Source organism: Ferdinandcohnia salidurans (assembly GCF_042680725.1).
GTDB lineage: Bacteria > Bacillota > Bacilli > Bacillales > Bacillaceae_L > Ferdinandcohnia > Ferdinandcohnia salidurans.
This window is the reverse complement of the sequence record NZ_JBHUEK010000015.1, coordinates 56,824-77,043: the sequence shown is the minus strand read 5'-3', so window position 1 is coordinate 77,043 and position 20,220 is coordinate 56,824. Positions and strand designations below refer to the sequence as shown.

The 20,220-nt window shown below is 33.4% G+C and carries 16 protein-coding genes; 4 read left to right on the top strand and 12 right to left on the bottom strand.

Features of this window, described 5'->3' with window-relative positions:
- Positions 1-87 precede the first annotated feature (87 nt).
- From ACFSFW_RS10370 to ACFSFW_RS10340, 7 genes are all read right to left on the bottom strand, one after another.
- Positions 88-498, bottom strand: a complete 411-nt coding sequence (locus ACFSFW_RS10370) for a transcriptional regulator (protein WP_388037785.1) — start codon at positions 496-498, stop codon at positions 88-90.
- A gap of 166 nt (positions 499-664) precedes the next feature.
- Positions 665-1,366, bottom strand: coding sequence for an FAD-dependent oxidoreductase (locus ACFSFW_RS10365; protein ID WP_388037783.1), 702 nt, complete (start codon positions 1,364-1,366; stop codon positions 665-667).
- Positions 1,367-1,431: 65 nt separating this feature from the next.
- The gene (locus tag ACFSFW_RS10360) at positions 1,432-1,803 is read right to left on the bottom strand and encodes an iron chaperone (RefSeq protein WP_388037780.1); all 372 of its coding nucleotides are present in this window, start codon (positions 1,801-1,803) and stop codon (positions 1,432-1,434) included.
- A gap of 23 nt (positions 1,804-1,826) precedes the next feature.
- Positions 1,827-2,219 (bottom strand): SRPBCC family protein, encoded by a 393-nt coding sequence (locus ACFSFW_RS10355; protein WP_099355517.1) that lies wholly within the window; start codon positions 2,217-2,219, stop codon positions 1,827-1,829.
- Positions 2,220-2,222: 3 nt separating this feature from the next.
- Positions 2,223-2,543 (bottom strand): ArsR/SmtB family transcription factor, encoded by a 321-nt coding sequence (locus ACFSFW_RS10350; protein ID WP_388037777.1) that lies wholly within the window; start codon positions 2,541-2,543, stop codon positions 2,223-2,225.
- A gap of 329 nt (positions 2,544-2,872) precedes the next feature.
- Positions 2,873-3,094: a hypothetical protein gene (locus ACFSFW_RS10345; RefSeq protein ID WP_388037775.1), complete on the bottom strand. Its 222-nt coding sequence runs from the start codon at positions 3,092-3,094 to the stop codon at positions 2,873-2,875.
- A gap of 482 nt (positions 3,095-3,576) precedes the next feature.
- On the bottom strand, positions 3,577-4,530 hold the full coding sequence (locus ACFSFW_RS10340; RefSeq protein WP_388037772.1) for a zinc-binding dehydrogenase: 954 nt from the start codon (positions 4,528-4,530) through the stop codon (positions 3,577-3,579).
- A 164-nt stretch (positions 4,531-4,694) separates the two neighbouring features.
- Between ACFSFW_RS10340 and ACFSFW_RS10335 the strand changes: the two genes are divergently transcribed.
- Entirely contained in the window at positions 4,695-5,291 is a 597-nt protein-coding gene (locus ACFSFW_RS10335) for a TetR/AcrR family transcriptional regulator (RefSeq protein ID WP_388037770.1), read from the top strand.
- 360 nt (positions 5,292-5,651) lie between these two features.
- Here ACFSFW_RS10335 and ACFSFW_RS10330 read toward each other — a convergent pair whose 3' ends face one another.
- Both ACFSFW_RS10330 and ACFSFW_RS10325 read right to left on the bottom strand, forming a co-directional pair.
- On the bottom strand, positions 5,652-6,662 hold the full coding sequence (locus ACFSFW_RS10330) for a TAXI family TRAP transporter solute-binding subunit (protein WP_388037767.1): 1,011 nt from the start codon (positions 6,660-6,662) through the stop codon (positions 5,652-5,654).
- 29 nt (positions 6,663-6,691) lie between these two features.
- Entirely contained in the window at positions 6,692-8,620 is a 1,929-nt protein-coding gene (locus ACFSFW_RS10325) for a TRAP transporter permease (protein ID WP_388037764.1), read from the bottom strand.
- A gap of 1,284 nt (positions 8,621-9,904) precedes the next feature.
- On the opposite strand from ACFSFW_RS10325, the gene ACFSFW_RS10320 reads away from it, so the two are divergent.
- Positions 9,905-11,266: a reverse transcriptase domain-containing protein gene (locus ACFSFW_RS10320; protein WP_388037761.1), complete on the top strand. Its 1,362-nt coding sequence runs from the start codon at positions 9,905-9,907 to the stop codon at positions 11,264-11,266.
- 12 nt (positions 11,267-11,278) lie between these two features.
- Entirely contained in the window at positions 11,279-11,887 is a 609-nt protein-coding gene (locus tag ACFSFW_RS10315) for an SLATT domain-containing protein (protein WP_388037758.1), read from the top strand.
- A 404-nt stretch (positions 11,888-12,291) separates the two neighbouring features.
- Here ACFSFW_RS10315 and ACFSFW_RS10310 read toward each other — a convergent pair whose 3' ends face one another.
- From ACFSFW_RS10310 to ACFSFW_RS10300, 3 genes are all read right to left on the bottom strand, one after another.
- A complete protein-coding gene (locus ACFSFW_RS10310; RefSeq protein ID WP_388037755.1) occupies positions 12,292-13,659 on the bottom strand; it encodes a serine/threonine-protein kinase in 1,368 nt (455 codons plus the stop codon).
- A 694-nt stretch (positions 13,660-14,353) separates the two neighbouring features.
- On the bottom strand, positions 14,354-16,372 hold the full coding sequence (locus ACFSFW_RS10305) for a GmrSD restriction endonuclease domain-containing protein (protein ID WP_388037752.1): 2,019 nt from the start codon (positions 16,370-16,372) through the stop codon (positions 14,354-14,356).
- Between the two features lie 66 nt (positions 16,373-16,438).
- Positions 16,439-18,274: an SNIPE associated domain-containing protein gene (locus tag ACFSFW_RS10300; RefSeq protein WP_388037750.1), complete on the bottom strand. Its 1,836-nt coding sequence runs from the start codon at positions 18,272-18,274 to the stop codon at positions 16,439-16,441.
- 285 nt (positions 18,275-18,559) lie between these two features.
- Between ACFSFW_RS10300 and ACFSFW_RS10295 the strand changes: the two genes are divergently transcribed.
- Positions 18,560-19,927, top strand: a complete 1,368-nt coding sequence (locus tag ACFSFW_RS10295) for an exonuclease domain-containing protein (RefSeq protein WP_388037748.1) — start codon at positions 18,560-18,562, stop codon at positions 19,925-19,927.
- The last annotated feature ends 293 nt before the right edge of the window (positions 19,928-20,220 follow it).

Below are 20,220 nucleotides of genomic sequence, written 5' to 3'. Positions count from 1 at the left end.
TTAATGTAAAATTTTTGAATATATATTATTTTTTTACATTCATGCAAGGCCAGTGGGTCAGGCCCTTTAATGGGATACAAAATTCATTTAATTATCTATTAACCTAACCATACACTTCACATCTTGATCATTTAAATACCATTCGATGCAATAGCCATTAGGATCAATGTCGGAATATGAAATTAGCTTTTCAAAAGCTGTTCCTATACCTTGTGAATCATTTTTAAAGTTCAATATGGTAATGGTTCTGTAGTTACCACTTTTAATAATGAAAGACTCGCATTCATTTTTTTCCTCTGCGTCTTTTACTAATTTTTCTGCAGCTGCTTTGTACACAATCTTACCATTTTCCGGCCTTGATAAACCAAAGTACCTTCTTTCTTCCGAAAAAGGAATTATCTTATGAAGTTTCTGATGAGCCTCCAAAACTTCATTTGGAAAAGACTTAGCGGTTATACAATATACGTTAATTTCTTTTTCAATAAAGAGCGTTTCCATCCTGTGTATTCTACCTCCTTTAAAAAAATTTTTAATATAGTTCAAGTGAACAATCAAATCTATTGAAATAACCCTAATTTTAGTGCCTTTTCCAAATCATCTACACCTAATGTAATGACAGTGATTCTTGGTTTCATAAATGAATTCAACTTCCTCAACTCATCCTTTAATAGCCATAAAAAGCATCTTTTTTGATATTCTTTTTTGAAATACTATTATTTTGTAAGTAACTAGAAATTGAATCCACCATTGACTTTGGCCCTGCAATCAAATATTGAACATTGTTCTGATACAGATTAGCTAACTTATTTATCTCCTGATGTAAGTTATCCCTAGAATCAAGATACGTGGTACTTATTGAGGCATTATTGGCATCAAGTTCATCTTTAAATAGATAAGACTTTTCACTATCCATATAGAGTAGGTGAATTGGCTTCTTATTACCTTTTCCCTCTGCCTCAATCTCTTTTACGATGGATCGAAACGGTGTGATTCCAATTCCTCCAGCAATAAGGACAGTAGGACGATCATCGTTTACATTAAATGACCCTAAAGGGCCAGACATACCAATCGTCATTCCCTGTTTTAGTTCTAACATTTCCTTCTTAAAATCACTTGGGTTATCATTTATTTTCATTGTTAATTTTAAAACATTTTCACTTGGAGCAGCTGCTATTGTAAAAGGTTTAGTAGGATTTTTCACTTTTTTATGAGTAATACTAAACAATCCATGCTGCCCTGCTTTCCAGGTTAGATTTTTCTCTTTTTCAAATACAAATGTATACACATCATCTGATTCTTTATAGCTTTCTATAAATACTAATTGTCTCTTTTTAAATACTGCAATCATATCTTGAAAAAATCCCATTTCATTATCTCCTTTTAGACTCACAGAAGCCCTCATACACTTTCTAAGGGCTATCCTATATTTTTCTATTTCCTCCAGAGAGTTGTACAGTTTGCCTTGTCCTTAATATTAAAATCAATCATTTTCTCAAGTAGTGTGTAGTCTACCGGACTTTTCCAAGGAATACGTATAATCTCCTTTGTGTAATCATAGCCAGCCTTTACAATGTCATCCTCTACATGAGTAATCGTTACACTTTCAGGAGCGACGGCTAAATGCTTTTTAGAAACGCTAAAGCCAATTATATATGTGCCATGATCCGTAAACATTGGTTGATTCCATTTAATTTCTTTCTTTAAATTTGGATATTTATCTGTTATCCAAGTTAATACTTCTTCTGTTCTTTCTCTGTGGAAATGGTCATCAATCCCCGCTAAAAATTTAACAAAAACCTCCAATTTATATCCTCCTATGATTTCGTTCAAATTTCCTCTAACACTTTTTTAAGCTCTTCAATCTTATATGCCCAACCATACTTCGCACCGTTGAACGCTTGAACATTCTCATTTTCAAATCCAGTCTGCTCAAGGTGTAGGTAGGTTGTCCCATTCTCTTCTTTCAATGTCCATGTGACGATCGTGTTTACCGGCCCACCTACCCATGTGTAAGATAGCTTATTAGGCTTGTCTACTACCAATACTTCACTATCAACAATTAAATCTATATCCTTATTTCGAAACTGACATTTATATCCTACAATTGGCTTAAAGTCATTTTCCATTACCCATTGTGCAAGTGTATCCGAATGTGTTAATGCATCCCATACCTTGTTGATTGGACTCTTAAATTGAAAATCTAATGATAAATCTGCCATTTTCTATTCCTCCAATATATTCTTAAGTAATATCGCTCTTTCATTCCAAAACTTTTCATAAAAAGCTAACCAATCCTTCACTTCCTGTAAGGGAGCTGGATTTAGTCGGTACTTTGTTTCTCTACCTATTTTACGGTTAGTAACTAAATCAGCATCTTTAAGGATAGCCAAATGTTTAGACACAGCAGTCCGACCCATTTCAAAATGAGGAGTTAGTTCGTGAAGAGGTAATTCTTCTGCACCTGCCAACAAACGTATTAATTTACGTCTTGTTGGATCTGCAATTGCTACAAAAACATCGTGCTTTTGGTGAGTATTGTTCAAAATCCTCCCCCCTTATTATATATAAATGACACTAATCGGTGTCCTAAATTATATGACACCAATTAGTGTCTAGTCAATATTTTTTAAAAAAGATATCTAGCATTTTCTGCATGTAATCCTTCTATTTATTCTTGTCATCTTAAATTTAAAAAACTGTAGCTTTAGCGACCAATTTTAAATCGTGAAAATAATCATTTCCCTTTTAGTTTTATTGTCATTTCTTAACGTGGTAATTATCTATATTTAGATAGAGATTTTTATATCAAAAAAGAATGCCTGACACCACATATTGTGTATCAGGCATTCTTTATAACAGCACTCTTTGTCTTTTAGTTTGAGTGATGTTTTGACAAAATAAACTCATCTTTCAACATAGAAATTTTTTCATCAATATACAAATTAACAAGTAATTTTAACTTTATTGAAAGTGAAAGATATACAGAGTTATCTGGTCCCTTTTGAGAGTATATTTCGCTTAAGGTATTTCTAAGATGAAAGATTTCTATTAAGAGTTCCATATTTTCACTTTGAACATTCTCTTTTGTTTTCATCATACACTCCAATAATATTTTTTATGATTTTGGAATGGGTGATGATCAAAACCAGTAATACTCTAATCTGTGATGAAATATCTTCTAATTCCAAAACCTATAAGATAGTATCATAGTACTTTCTTGGAGGGAATACTAAAGAAAAAAGCAGAAATATTTTAAAAAATCCATCGGAGTATTAATATAATACTTTTTCATTAGATGAAAACTATATGTTTGTTTAATAACTGATAATCAAAGATTCTTTCCCTTTTTCGCTTTAAGAAATTACAGGACTATATTTTATTAATATAATAGTCAAGGAAAGAGTAATACAATTTTAAAAACTTAGATAACCGAAGTTTGTGATAAAAATATGACATTTTAAGTTTGCGGGCTAAAAGTATAAAAGCCTGTGAAATTTTACAACAAAATTTCACAGGCTTTTTCATGTCAGAGGATTGTTATATCCCAACCTCTACTTTTATAAAGAAAACTTACATTTATTCAAATACAGCTACTAAGCGCCCTTTTACTTCATGGTTTTTCAGTTTTTCAATCCCTTTGTCGACTTCTTCAAACGGGATTGTGATAAGAGCTGGATTCATTTTTCCAGTAGCGAAGCAATCATATACACCTTTTAAGTCTTCTACGGATCCACCATTGCTTCCTAAAAGCTTAATTTCTTTTGTAATCATTAAGTACGTATTGATATTAGATTCTAATTTACCCATACCAACAATGACAACTGTTCCTTTTGGTCTTACAGCTTCCAGTGCGTCAGAAGTTGTTTGTCCAAAACCAGCAAAGTCAACAATAACGTCACATTCTGCTTCTTTCATATCTAGAATAGTATCGTAAACTTTAGTAGCCCCTAGTTCTTCAGCAAGTTTTCGAGCTCCTTCAGAAACATCGGTAGCGTATACTTCGCAACCTTTAATTAGAGCCATTTGTAGAGCAAATTGACCTAGACCACCGATACCGATGATTCCTAGTTTTGTACCTTCTTTAGCTTGTCCAATACTGAAAAGAGCACGATATGCTGTGATCCCTGCATCTGTTGAAGCTGCTCCTTCTACATAGGAAACGCCTTCAGGAATAATTACGCATTGATCTGCAGGAACACGTACTTTTTCTGCATACCCGCCGTCATAGTTATACCCAGCAGTTACTTTTGTTTCTCTATTCATTGGGTTAGCCCCAACACGGTCTCCAACTTTAAAACCTTCAACACCTTCACCCACTTCAATAACTACCCCAGCAAACTCATGCCCCATAATAACAGGACCATTTGGGAAAAGTGACATCCAACCTGGATCTTGTAGTGCTGCAACGTCTGAATGGCATAGGCCAGCAGCTTTCACGTCTATTACAACGTGACCTGGAATCGCTTTCGGATCTTCTTTTTCAATCAATTCTAGTGGTTTATTTGTACCTGAAAATAGCCAACCTCTCATACTATCTCCTCCAAATTGTTCAAATTTTTTTTTGTAATTTCCCCTAAAAATTCTTGCTACAATTATAGTTTACTAGGTTTCTTTTGCTATAAACCATCCTTAATATTTGTTATAATGTTGAGGATACCAACACTTTCATCAAATCTGTCTAATAGGAGAGGAATATGATGAAATCCAATTCCAACCAAGCAATGCGAACAAAAAATTTCTTAAAAAAAGCATTTATTGAAATGGTACATAAAAAGGGATATAGTGCTGTTACGGTGAAGGACATCGTTGATCATGCGCAATATAATCGAACAACCTATTATGTGTATTATCAAAACATATATGATCTTGTGGAAGAGTTAATGGATGAAATGTTTGAAGCCATTCAATATTACAGCATGTCTAAATACCAAAGCGATAGTCGGGTAAAAGTAGAAGAGTTAACAACAAACTCCTTTGACTTGTTGTATTATATTTACGATCACCGAGATTACTTTACATTATTACTTTTAGAAGATACTTTGCCACACATTCACCAGCAACTGCCTGAAGCGATATTTAATTTATTGAAAAATAAATTTGATATTCTATACGATGTGCCTTCTGTTGATGATTACCACCAAAAGCGTTATATGGCATATGGTACAGCAGGGTTAATTATGGACTGGATTGCGCGGGATTTTGATGTGACACCCGGTGAAATGACAGAGCGGCTCATACGTATTTTAAATACCTTTGCAAGAGGGTTTGTTATAAAAGAGATTGACAGTTAGGATACGTCACAGTGACGACCCGAAAAATCTTGTTTCACAAATAGTTCCACGCATAGGTGATAAGCAATAAGCCCAATCCTTGTTTGGATTGGGCATTGTTCGACTCCAACAGCCCACACATGCGTGAAGTGCATTTAGCAATACATGGGTGTTGGTGAGTAGAGCTCCGTTAAAAAAACTAAGGAGATGGTTTAAAAACCAACTATCCCTAAATACAGCCCCTCGGCTTCCGCCATAACCTGTTTGAATTCTCTCTTAAAAGCAAAGGAAGAAACAAGGATAAAAGATTCCAATTTACCAACACAAAAATAAAAAAAGAGCCAGAACAAAATTGTCCTGACACTCCAAAAAAATCTAATCTTATTTTTCTAATAACCCTTTCTCCTCATAATAACGCTTCGCACCATCATGCAATGGAATACCAGCAAGCTCGGTTACTGCATTTTTGATTTCCATTTGCTTAACGATGGCATGAGTAGTCTCAAGCTGATCTAGGTTTTCCCAGAATACTTTTGTCATTTGGTAGATCGTTTCTTCGTCAACTGATGCATCAGCTATTAACATCATTTTAATCGCAAGTGTATCAACATCCTCTTCCTGGTTTTCATATGTGCCAGCTGGGATCGTCATTTCTGAATACCAAGGATATTCTTCCATTAATTGTTTACGGATTTCCGGCTCAATTCCAATTAATTTACCGTCAGCAGTAGAAGTCATTTCTGTAACCGCAGCAGTTGGAAGCCCTGCTTGGATTAAAGCACCGTCAATTTGCTTGTTTCTCATTAAATCAATCGCTTCTGTAAATCCAACAAAGTTAGCATTGATATCATCTGGATAGTTAATTCCATAAGCTGGTAAAATAATACTTGATTCAACTTCAGGTGTACTTCCTGTTGATCCTGGTGCAAATTTCTTTCCTTTTAAATCACCAACAGATTCAATACCTGCATCCTCTCGAACAACAAACTGATTTGGATTGTAGTATAGACCAGCTACAATACGAACATCTTCATATTTGCGATCCTTAAATCCTCTTTCACCGTTATAAGCTTCCCAAATGATGCCGGAAGTAGCGAATGAAATATGTGCTTCTCCTTCTTTCAATTGGTTCAAGTTGTCAACCCCGCCATTGGAAGCTTGAGCATTGACACGTAACCCTTCAATTTCAGTTCCCCAAAGGTTTGCCATCGCTGAACCTAACGGATAGATGGTACCCGTTGATCCTGCTGTTGGGAAATTTAAATTTTGCTGCTTTGCCCCTTCTTTACCGCCACCTTCTTGACTTGAAGATTCTCCACCTCCACATGCACCTAACATAAGGGCTGCACCTAGCATCATGGATACTAGAAAGCCTTTTTTCTTTCTAAACATTTTGTAGTCCTCCCCCTTATTTTATTTAATTAGTTTATAGAATGGCTGATTGGGACCAACTTTCTTTTTGCAACCCACTGCCAAACTAAAACTACTATTAATAAACCAATGCCAATATAGTCAGTTAAACTACCTGGTGCAATCATTAAAATACCAACGACTGCAAAGATAACTCTTTGAACCACATTCGCTTTCGTAATCAACCACCCCTGCAACCCTGCTGCAAGTGAAATACATCCAATAATTGCTGTAACCGCTGGAATAATACTCTCAGAATATGGATTTGCTCCAAGCAGCAGCGCCGGATTAAAGATAAAGAAAAACGGCAGGATAAAGCCGGTTAATCCAAGCTTTACAGCAGTTAAGGAAACCTGATTTTGATTGGCACCCGCGATCCCCGCAGCAACATATGAAGCAAGTGCTACTGGTGGTGTGATATTTGATAAACAAGCATAAATCAACACAAACATATGGGCTGCAAGCGGTGAAACTCCAAGGTTAATTAATACTGGAACACCCACAGTTGCGACAATCACATACGCTGCCACCCCAGGAACACCCATTCCCAGAATAATACTCATAATCATTACAAGCAACCCAGCGATAAGCAGGCTATCATTTGTATAATTCATCACCGCATAGCCAAAGTTCAGACCAAGACCTGTTAGAGATACAGTACCAATGATAACACCAATTACGGCACAGGCAACTGCAACGCCGACTGCACCTCTCGCTCCTTCTTCAAGTGCCAAGATGATATCTTTTAGTCCCATCCTCGTTTCCTTGCGCAGCCAGCTTGCGACAACACAGGCGACGATTGAAAATACAGCTGCATATAATGGGGTATATCCCATAAATAGCATTCCCATTAATACAATTAATGGAAGAGATAGATGCCCTTGTTTCTTTAGCACATCCATTGCTTTCGGAATGTTATCCTTCGAAAGCCCTTTTAACCCAAGTCGTTTCGCTTCAAAATGGACAACCATGATTAAAGTTAAGTAATAGAGAAACGCCGGAATAATCGCGGCCACCATGACAACAGTATAGGAAACACCTAAATACTCTGCCATAACAAATCCCGCTGCCCCCATGATCGGCGGAGCAAATTGACCACCTGTCGAGGCAACCGCTTCAACAGCCGCAGCAAACCTAGCTTTATAGCCATTTTTCTTCATAAGAGGAATAGTCAGTGTACCCGTTGTTGCTACATTAGCTAAGGCACTACCATTGATCATTCCCATCAAACTGCTAGCGATAACAGCAACCTTTGCCGGTCCTCCTGGAGATCTCCCTGCAATCGTTAATGCGAAATCATTAATAAATTGACTGAACCCGCTTCTGCTCAAAAATGCACCAAATAAGATAAATAAGAACACAAAGGTTGCGGAAACGCCGATTGCAATTCCAAAAACTCCTTCGCTTCCGTAGAACAAGTAATCAATGATGCGCTTGACGCTAAACCCACCATGTCCGAAGATTCCAGGGACCATCGGGCCGAAGAAATTATATAGGAAAAATATTAAAGCTAAAATTGCTAGATTACCAACCACCCTGCGCGCCGCTTCAAAAATCATCAAAATACCAATAGCTCCAAATATGTAATCCGGTAGTAGTAAAAAGCCTCCACGTAACACTATGGTTTTATACGAAGCTAGTAAATAGCCAGTTGACGCTATACTTAATAAGATAAGAATGATATCGAATACAGACGGAAATTTAAGCACCCGTTTGCCTTTTTTTGTAGCAGGATAAAGCAAAAATGTAACAACAAGAAGAAACATCATATGCCAAGCCCTTAAAGAGATCGCATCAAAAACACCAGAACCCGCAGCAAATATTTGAAAAATCGACCAAATGACCGCAAGTCCTGTAACAGCCATAGCAGCTTTTCCTATATATGTGCGAACACGAAACTCACTATCTAGCTTCTCTACTAATTCCATTTCCTTGCTCATGGAGACCACCTCCTTATTGATGAAAGAATTTAAATTTTCTCTAATTTACTTTATATTAGTGTAGTTTCTTTAGTACGTCAATACGAATGGGCTTTAAAGTATTAAGCAATTTCTTCACTGCCCTTGTATAGATGTTACTAAATTTAAAATGTTGAAAAATTTTATATTTTATTAGACTTAATGAATAAAAGGAGAATAGGATTGCAATATTACCTTGATCCTTTTTTGATAATTTCCTAGCTTAGGTGATAGGCAATAAGCTCAATCCTTGTTTGGATTGGGCTTCAGTTTTGCAAACGAATATCAGGCTCTTGGTCTGTATAGCAATACTTTATTTTAACTGGCAAATGTTATTTATGGATACACAGATCTTATGATTTTGGTTATGCACTCAACGTGGCTTGAGTGTATGTGGCAACACATAGGGTGCTGGTGAAATTTAAGTGAATAAAAAAGGTAATCCCTTTGCTATTCAGCGGTTGTATGGAGTTAGTAACTTGTAATAGCTTCTTAATATAAAAAAACCTATTCCTAATATGGCTCTATGTAGCTTTTAAGTAATGCTCAATCATTTTTGAATATTTCGTTTTAAAAGAACCACTTACTCGGGCAAAATGAGCACCTATCACGGAAAAATAGAGCAACTGTAACGGAGTTAGATCCATAGCCACAGCGAAGCTGCTTGCCATTGACTGAAACGCTCGATTCTTTGTAGTTGATGGAAGGGGTCGGGGCCCCGCCAGCAACTGCTAAGAATCGGTTTGTCCGTGTTACTATTTTTTGCAGGTGAGCCTATAGGCTTTATTTTTTGCTAACCTGCATTAGTACCACTACACGGACAAAAGTGAAGTCAGACAAAAGTGAAATCAATGGTGGCGGACAATTGTCCGAGATCCAATATTTAGGCCAGTGGTTCTCCTTCCGTGATGCTGGTTCAATTTGTCCGTGAAGATGGCTCTAATCGAGTGAAATATTCAATTTTCGCCTAATGAAACCATTACTATGTCAAACAGTTAACAATAAAAAATTCAATAAAATTAAAAAAATTGATGATAATTGACTCTTTTTATCCAATTTTGTATATTTTCTGATATAATCATACCGTGCAGTAAATCCTTACCAAGACTATTCCATTTTCTTGGTAACCAGCTTAATTATTAAAACTGGTAGACTAATCAATAAGAAGATTTTCTTACATAATGTGACTTTAATCCATTTTGGAGCAATGTTTTCAATCAATTTAAAGGGTTTACTGCCTATTAATTTATAGGTGGTACTTAAAAAATGGAATCAAGCAAAGAGCTGTTAAACAAAAAATTTGATATTGATAGTGTAAGAGATTTTTATTTAGAAAACTTAAAATTTAAAAGCTCTGTGGGAATTGATAAAATAAATAATAGACTCTTCGAAAAAAAATTTAAATCTTATACTAAACATATTAGTGATAAAGTAATAAACAACAGATATAGGTTTACCCCCTACAAACAAAAACTCTTCTTAAAAGGAGTAAACAAACCCCCAAGGCAAATTTCAATTCCAACTATAAGAGACAAAATAACTCTAGGACTATTAAAAGAAATAATACATGAACGGTTTAAAGATGAAATAGAACATTATACTGTACAAACAACAATAAAAGGGATTGAAGAAGAATTAAATAATGGGCATTTTGATTACTTTATTAAAATTGATATTTCAAGATTCTATGACTCTATTGATCATGATATCCTTATGAGAAAAGTTAGAAGAAAAATTCGATCGAAAGCTGTTTTAGACTTAATATGGAGAGCAATAAGAACACCAACTGTTTCTGAAAAAACTCAAAAAAAGGATAGAACAAATAATACTAAAGGTGTTCCACAAGGTTTACCAATTTCAAATATATTATCAAGCATATTTCTTATTAATTTTGACAAAAAACACAAAAATAAACTTACATATAAGTACTTTAGATACGTAGATGATATTTTAATTTTGTGTAGCAGTACACAATATAAAGATATTAAAAAAGAAATAGTTAGTGAACTAACTTCAAAGACTAAATATAAATTAGAAATAAATAATGATAAAAAAGCTGAAGGATTGATAATGAATGGTTTTGATTACTTAGGTTACACATTAAAACCAAATTCTATCGTTGTAAGGGAAAGTTCAATTACAAAACTAGAACATTCCTTAGAAAGAATGTTCTTAGATTATTATCATGCAAAACTACAAGGTAAGGAAAATATAGATTTTTTTATGTGGCAATTAAACTTAAAAATAACTGGAAGTATCTTCAAAAAAAATAAATATGGTTGGGTATTTTTCTTTTCTCAAATTTCCCCTAACAACGAATGGATAACACATAAGCTAGATATATTGGTAGAAAAATTCATCAATCGTTTTGGGATGACAAAAGATGTAACACAGTACAAGTTAAGGAAGTTCAAAAGAACTTATAATGAAATACGTAAGAATTTAAATTCTACAACTTATATCCCAAACTTCGATAAATATAGCTTAGATGATAAAAAGAGATTTATTGTAGAGGTATTAAAAGATGACTTAAAGGGATTAAGTGATGAACAAATTAGTAATATCTTCAATAAAAAAATTTATAAAGCAATGAGAGAGCTTGAAAAAGACACTCAAGGTGTTTCATAAGGGGCTGATTATTTGCAAAAGAAAATAGGAAAATTAAAAAGAAAGGTTTGGCTAACTAGAAAAGCACGTATTATAGCATCAGAGAGATTGAAAGAAAAGCATGATTTTCACCAAACAATTACAGTATATTACTCAGTATGGATGGTATTTTTCTCAATTATTAATGTTAACTCTGATAGTACTAACACAGTTTCTTTATTAGTATTAAGTTCATCAGTTGCACTTTCATTATTCTCACTTTTTGTTAACTCGAAAAATTACCAAGAAAGATACTTTAATTTAAAAGCTAACTACATAATGTTAGATAAACTAATAACTGAATTAGAAGACATAGAAGAAAAGCTAAATAATGCTGTATTTACAAATTTTAATAATGAAATAATTCTAATAAATGAAAAATACAACAATACTCTTTCTACCGTAGAAAATCATGATGAAATTGATTTTTTAATGGTTTTAAACACTCCTAATACTGGAGAAAGATCTTTAACCTTTGAAGAAATGAAAAGATTGAATAATTACAAAAGAAAACAAATATTTTTCAAATCCATATTTTATGCATTACCTTTTCTAATGATTGTTATTTTTGGAGTAATCAATTATTTTAATATTTTTGGTTAGCACTCATATGAGTGCTTTTTTACTCCTTCCATTTATTATTTTTAACAACAACAACTGCGCGATCGCTTCAACGTGTCCATCCAGAGTGTATGTGGCACCACATGGGGTGTTGGTGAGCACTTTAAATAATTTTTTATAGTATGATTTTCATCTTCGTATTTACTTAAACTAAGATAGAGTTGAAGAGAAGTTTCTTTTTTTAGCAATCAATATTTATTTAAAAAAAATGCCAAGTACATAAAATCGTTAAATTATGATTCCTGTGGCTGCATTGGCAGGCTCCCGATTACAACTCGAGTGTACTAGGACGTACCGGTTCAAGTCCCATCCGGCTCAACAAAGAAGCACCTCGATAGGTGCTTCTTTAGTCTTTAATATAAAAGAATTATAAACTTACATGATTACTATATTGAATTATCATTGTTCTCACTGTCTTCCCGATCACAGATATCCCAAACCACTTGAATTGCAGGATGTAATTCTTTTTTAGGAATTCTATCGTACAATCTTTTATAATCATACATTTCCTCTCTTAATCCATCTGCAACTGCATATGCATCTACCTCTTCCCTTATAGTTTGCAGTAAACGGTCAAATACTCCCATTGCAGCCCATCTATTAAGTCTCTGGCCTGCCATAAGTACACTTACTATAGCTATTTTCTTTATATTTGGAGAAGAAGTATTTTTAAAAACAATTTCCATTTTGTCGGCTACACTTTCTGCAAACGAAAATGGATATTCGCCAATCTTTTCATCTATAGCTCTTTTATACTTTTCCAATATGGCCTCAAATTCAGTTGGCATATTAGAAGAATATATTTGAAGAATCCTATTTGGAAGACTATGAAATAATGAAATGTATTCCTCCATATCATCATTACTATAAATAAGCTGAAGAAGTTGTGATATATTTCTTGGATCATATTGGTTATTCTTTAATTTTTCTTCTGCCACTAGCAATAATTCTTCAAAAATTCCTTTTGAGTTCATTTCAGGGGCAGTTGCTCTGACAGCGTCATGTAGTGCATCCAATAATTCATTAACAGATTGATACCTTTCATCAGGGTTTTGACGTGTTGCTCTTTGTATTACATACCATATACCAGTAGGTACTGCATCTGGATTCAATACTGTTGGTCTATAGCCAGTTAAAAGGTGATAGAGGGTTTTCCCAAGTTGATAGACATCCCCCCTATGGTCCAAGTCCCTTGTTCCCCCATACATCATTTGTTCAGGAGGCATATAATCATATGTTCCCATATAAATACTAGCTCTAGTGAGTACTGTTGTATCTCTTTCGTCAAATTTAGCCAGTCCTAAATCGGAAACTACTATTTGAGAATTATCAAATACTAAAGCATTATCGGGTTTTATATCCCTGTGGGTATGGCCGCTAAAATGGATGGCATTAATCCCTTTACAAATTGATTCAAATACAGGAATTACCCTATTAATATCCCCTTGAATATCCGGGATTATTTTTGATACTGAATATAAAGCTACAGGCATAGTAAAAAATGGAGGATGATGCTCAACATTTGAATCTATTACTTTTATAACATTTTCATGGTCAATATTTTCCATAATACGGACTTCCCTTTTAAATCGGCGGATATCTTCTTCTGAATTAGAAGTACAGTATTTTAGTGCCTTTTCTTCTCCATTTTCCTGGTCAATAACATATAAAACTTTACCAAAGCCACCTCCACCAACTACGTATTTTACTAGATAACGGTTATCAATTAGATCATCCTTTAAAAATTCAACCAAAATAGTCCCCCCTATTAAATTAACCAAACTTAAAAAAGTAACCTTCCTTAACCTATAGCTGAGGTTAAAATAGGTTACTCATTTGTAACTTCTACATTAAACTGAAAACCACTGCTCTTTATGAAATTAATTTTACATAATTAATAAAATAAATACAAATTACCCCCATTTATTCTCCTATATTTCAGTTAATAAAAACTTGCATTTCTATTTTTCAAAAGGTGTTATTCGAGTCACGAAAAGAAATCCTTGATGGGTCAGAGTGTCACCCTCTGTCAAAACGCTGTCGTTTTAGTAGATAACTACTGAAAAAAATAACCGTGGGAATGCCCTTAAGTAACGCTAAAAAAAAGGGCATGTGAGTTAAGCCGATGCAGAAAATCAACGGAGCAATCATTAGGCAAGGTCTTTACTGCTGTTTTCAGGCCGGATTGTTAGACTTAAAGGAGTGGGAACGACTTCTTGCGAAAACGGTTTGAATGGAGTTTCTATTGGTTACGGCCAATGGTGCTTGTCACGATATATGCGGGCGAAACTGCGTATGCTTATAAAGCTAATGACAAGTTGAAGTAATTCAGGTATGAAACAGCATCATCATCGGGTGCCCAGCTTTACACTAAAAATGCATTCTAATGATAAAATACTACCCCTGCTAACAGGGATAGGTATCATCATTGTCCGAAAAGAAAAACAATTATTTTCTTAATTCATCAATATACTTTTCTTGCCCACTATAATCAATGTACTTCCAAAATCTCCATCCATTTGTTGAGGTATCAGCTTTCCCAGAAAGGGTAAATTTAGCCTTATCAGCTGCAGAAGAAACCGAATGACTTTCCCCTAAAAGTAATACCTTTTGTGAATCGACATCAAGTGTTGCTTCTAACTTCTTGTTATAATATGAAGCAAATATCTTTATATTTCCTTGTACCCTTGGAGCTTGATAATACTGTTCAATTATTTGTTTTTCTTTCTCTATAACGGTCTTTTTTATTAAATCAAATATTAATCTCGCTCTTTCCTCAATAAATTCATTAAAAAACTCATCATATAGCCCTTCTACTATTTCAGTTGGTACCAAATGCTCTTTAAGAGTACTCTCCAATTTTTCATTCGATGCTTTTAGCTCCATCATATACTGGGATGGCGTTTTTTTACCGACTTTAATATTTGTGATTTTTGGAATAAGTGTTCTATTAGCAACACAATCCATTAAGGAAATTGCTTGTTCATCATTTTTAAACTGATTTTTAATATATTCTTTAGGAAAGATGTGATGATCCTCTAACTTTTTACTTAATGACAATTTACTCGAATTATTCCAATCCGTTAATCCTCTCGAATTATAATTGATTAAATTTAGAGTTCCCTTGTAGATAACATTTACTTTTCTTGAATATGAAAAAATATCTTCATATGAATCTATTTGGGACTTTAATCGTGTAAAGAACACCCTATCAGTTATTTTCATACCCTTCGCAATACTTTTAAGTACATTTGAGTCTTGCAATATAGCTTCATTTGACCCTGAAGAGTACCTTTGTGAAAATATCGATGCCCAATACCAATATTTAATAAATTCATATTGCCATTCATTCATTTGGGAAAAATCATTTTGATTAGACTCCCTTAAAAATATTATTAAAGGAATTACCATATTTTCATAAGGCATCCAATTTTGAGAAATAACTAGGTTTTCTTTAAAAAGAAATTCTAAAACATGATTATAATGCTTACATATATCATCCCAGTATAAATCAAAATGCTCGTAATTTAGATTTGATAGAATATAATTTCTATCAATATCTTTTCCTTTACTCACTATATAAGAAATAGTTCGGACAATAATCTCCCTATCAAACTTATAACTTGGATACTTAGATTCTAGTTCATCTATTTTATCCCTCAAATTAAATCCTTTATAAAGCTTTGCGGCTAATATATCTATAAAATTCAACTGTATACCCTTACTATTACTACGTTCGAAAAATAACGCAAATTTTTCGTTATCCATATTTAATAAATAATAAGACAATAGTAATTCGCTTTTAAATAATTCTCCTAACTTCATACATAGTGTTTTATATCTTCTGTAATTAGCTTTTGACTCGAGATCATCCATACCGGCCACAAAGAGTAAATTATCAAAGAATTTATTCTTAATATCCTCATCAAACATATCACCTTTAGAGATTTCATATGCCTCAGATAATTTAATTGAAATTCTTTCATCATCCTCTTGTAAAGAAAATGTATACAACATTTCTTCTAGTGATCTGTCTTTATATTCCTTTTCCTTAACTTTATCCTCCAATTCATCCTCTTTTTTTGCAATAAACCAAATCTCGTCAATTCCTTTTAAGGCCCTATAAAAGGAAGTTGCTCGTTGTTGTCCGTCCAAAATTAACCTAAAATTGGCGATTTGGGATTTTTGATTTATTTCTTCTCTTTCAAAAGATGTAATTTTAAGTTTCCTACGACTTCCCGCACCTTTCCTTGGTCTGATATCAATCTCTCTGACCGTAATTTCAAAAGTCGGTTTTCCATAAATAATTGACCCAATAAAAATATCCCTTACTATAGAATCGAAAAGGTCACAAGTCTTTTTTATTTCCCAAACAAAATCTCTTTGAAATTCTGGTAATACGATATTTCCTTTATCAATATTTTCTACTAAGTTCCTAATTGACTCTGTTTGTTGTGGTGTGTTCAAAACAATTTCCTCCCTTAACTTTATTTTTGTTCCTTCCAAGATAATATCTATGAATAATACCAATAACTAAACAATATATTGCTCCGCAATCTTCTCTTCTAACTTCATTGTTTCTCTATATTCTTTTGCATCTGCAACCATTGTGAATTCAATAACTGCATTATGATTTTGATTAACAACTTTTTTTATTTCCTCTAGCCTGACATTGAAGAACTCTTTACGTTCATTTATTTTATTTACTCTTCGATGACTAAATGTCCTATGAAGAGATGCTTCAAGCTCAGGCGCATTATCGGAAAAAATAACGGCATGTACGTCAAATCGAAAAGGAACTGAAGCCCCTCCAAGTTCCCTAACACGGTCCATAGGTTCTAAACGTCTGGTCATTCCTATTTTATATATGTTTTCTCCGAAAGATCCTATATTCGAAATTACATATATATACCCAGCCTTAGTATTTTTAACTCTATAATCAACATCTTCCTTTTGACGCCTTATTTCTTCCAATCTTGTTTTTAATTCATTCACTCTTTGTTCACTAAACTGTGAAGCATGCTGCATAACATTTTCTATATGTTTTTCTTCTTTATTCAATATTTTCAATTGTTCTTCTAACTCTTGTTGAGCCTTACGTTCTTCCCTTATTTCCTCGTTAATACGACGTTGCTCTTCCTTCTCTTCCTGTTTCTTCTGTGCATATTCATAAGCCAAAAATAATTCTTCCAATTTCAGATGGAGAAACTCATCTGTAAGTTCAATTGAATTATGGTGGTTTAATTCATTAATATGTTGAAAGGATGCTCGTATTCTTTTCTCCGACATTTCAACATTATTGAATTTAACCTTACTGATTACAGAATCGCATTCATTATTAAAAGACCTTATAGCTAATTTAATATTGTTATTTTTTAAAGAATCTTTTTTTAACATCCCCGTATGATCTGGATATATTTTTGTTAAAGCTGCCCTATTTTCTTTTACCAGTTTTTTTTGTGCATTTCTAACTAATTCAAGATAGTGTTTATATTCTTCTGAATTCTCGAGATCAAATCTAGTATCATAGAATCCAAACGATTGATATAATACCTCATCTTCAAGAGTAATTATCATGGACTTTAGGATATTACTCTTTTCTGTCGACCTCTTAATTTCAATCTGTAGTTTATTTACCTCATCTTGGCCTTTCGCAATAATTTCTTCAATTTCATTTTCTTTTTTACTAACAGACATCTCCCTTGAGACTAATTCTTCTTCTCGTTTTTTTGTCATCCAAATAAGATTCTGTTTGTGCTCCATTTCTAATTTACTTATTTCCTCTTGTTTTTCTAAAAAAGTAAGCTGAATATCTTTTTCTTTAACTTTTATATTTTGTTCCCTTGAGATTAATTCTTCTTCCCTTTCCTTTGTCACCAATAATAATTTTTGTTGGTGTTTGACTTCTAATTTACTTAACTCTTCTTCCTTATTCCTCGTTAATTGAAGTAATTTTTGTTGGTGTTCTTCCAGCAACTCCTTTAATTTCTCCTCTTTTTCGAATAATACATTTTTTTGTTTTTCTATTTCCTCTTTAATAGCATGTTCTTTTTCTTTTAACAAAATTTCATGTTTTTTTGAAATTTCTGCTAACCTTTCACGATGGATTGACTCCATTTCAATTAATTCTTTTTGTTTCTCGATAAACTGACGTTCTATTTCTTTCCCTCTTAATTCAATCTCCTTTTCCCTAGACATTAACTCCTTATTAGTAATCATTAATTGCTCGACTTGCCTTTGATAATTAACTTTTTCTCTCTTTTGTATATATAGTAAAAATACCCCAGTTATAAGTGGAATGACTAAAAACCAAAATGCAAACAAAAGTGCTATAAACCATGTGGATATGTACCACTTATTATTATTCATATCGTTCACAATCTCCTAAAATATAACTTTATAACTAAAATTCTACCATTATTTTGATAACACCGGTATTAATTTTCCTGAAAAGTCTAATATCTCCATTTAACAAATATTCCCTCTTGAATAAATTGCCCAAAAGCAGGGCCTGACCCCCAGTGTGCTAACGCTTTAATACGATGTGGACCTTTAATTGAGGTAATTTTTATTAGAAAATTCACATTTTTAGTATGGGTTTATATGGTAAAATAGTCTTAATTTATGGGGAATTATTACTGGGGGGATTCATCAATGTTACAAGATCGTGTAAACGAATTGAAAAGTGGAATTTTAGATATTGAAGATGGGAAAGTTCTTGTTACGGGATTTATACGTGAGGAAATGTTACTAAGGCATTTAGAAAATGGAACGCAATGTTTTAGTTCCAAGGGCATATATAAAAATCAAAATTTAGTATTTCATAATATTCAAAACGACGCTTTGATTATCGTTAGGAAAGATGGGAAAGAGATCCGGCGACATCAGTTTAAGCTCATACATAAAGAGTCGATTCAATATAAAGAATGGAAAGACGAGGAAGAAAAGCTTTTCTCTGTTACATATACCATCCGTAAAAGTACATACAGTGACCATTATCATTTTTTAACGGAAACATCGTCTTTGTTATTTGAAAATAAAGTGGAATTAGATAAATATTTATTGGAAAAATATAAAATTGGAGGGATAAAATTCGATTTTATCGCAATCGATTTTGAGATTGCCAGCAAGGAGCTAAGTAGTGCGTGTTCAATGGGTTTAGTTTTTGTAGCGAATAATGAAATCGTGGATAAAAAACATATTTATATCCAACCGCCTGGATTGAAATTTAATCCAGAGATGGTGGATGTTCATGGGATTACGTTAGATGTTGTTAAAGATGCAAAAAAATTTGATGAAATATGGAGGGAAATTAAAGATATCTTCACAGATTCAAACATTTTTGTAGCTCATAATGCACAGTTTGATATGAGTGTTTTACATGCTTGTCTAACGGAATATAATTTGGAACTGCCCGATTTTACTTACATAGATAGTATTGCAATAAGCACACGAGCATGTAGAGGAGTAACTGTGGGGAATTCTTTAAAAGAAAGAACAGAATTCTTCGGCATATCATTAGAAAATCATCATGATGCTTTGGCTGATGCATTTGCAACTGCGGAGTTGGTTCTTCATTGTGTAAATTCAAAAAAGAAAAAGTCACTAGAATCATATTGTAGTTTACATCGTAGTATTGCTATAAAATCCTTTTCGGAATTAAAACCAATAAAATCGTTCGCAAAAAGAAGAAAGTTTACTAAGGTAAGTGTGACAGAAATCGCCGCCAGCACTGAAACGTTTGATGAAAATCATATCCTTTTTGGGAAAAACATCGTCTTTACTGGAGAACTTCAGACAATTGAACGAAAAACTGCAATGCAAAAGGTTGCGGATTTAGGTGGCGTTTTAAAATCCGGAGTTAGCAGCAAAACTCATTTTTTAGTTGTTGGAAAGCAAGATAAATCACTTGTTGGTGAAGATGGATTAAGTACAAAAGAGGAGAAAGCTTACGAACTTATTGAAAAAGGAAAAGAGATCAAAATTATTACTGAACATGATTTTTTAAAAATGATTGATTAGTACATCAGTATAAGTTAAATCATTACAGTTGAGGTGGGGTAATTGGAAATTTGTTGCAGGAATTTAATGTGAAAGAAAAAAATTCCCATTCTACATGTAAACGGAAATTTTCTCAGTAAATTATTGATGATCATTCTTTCATCACAATTTTGCTTAAAGTTGGTAGATCATTCTCAAGAAGCATAGCTTGAGAATGTTCAGTCTAATAGTATTCTATTAATGATTTAGTGGCACATAATAAAAAACAGCAGGCTCCTTATTTAGGACCTGCTACATCTTTTAAAAATATCTTT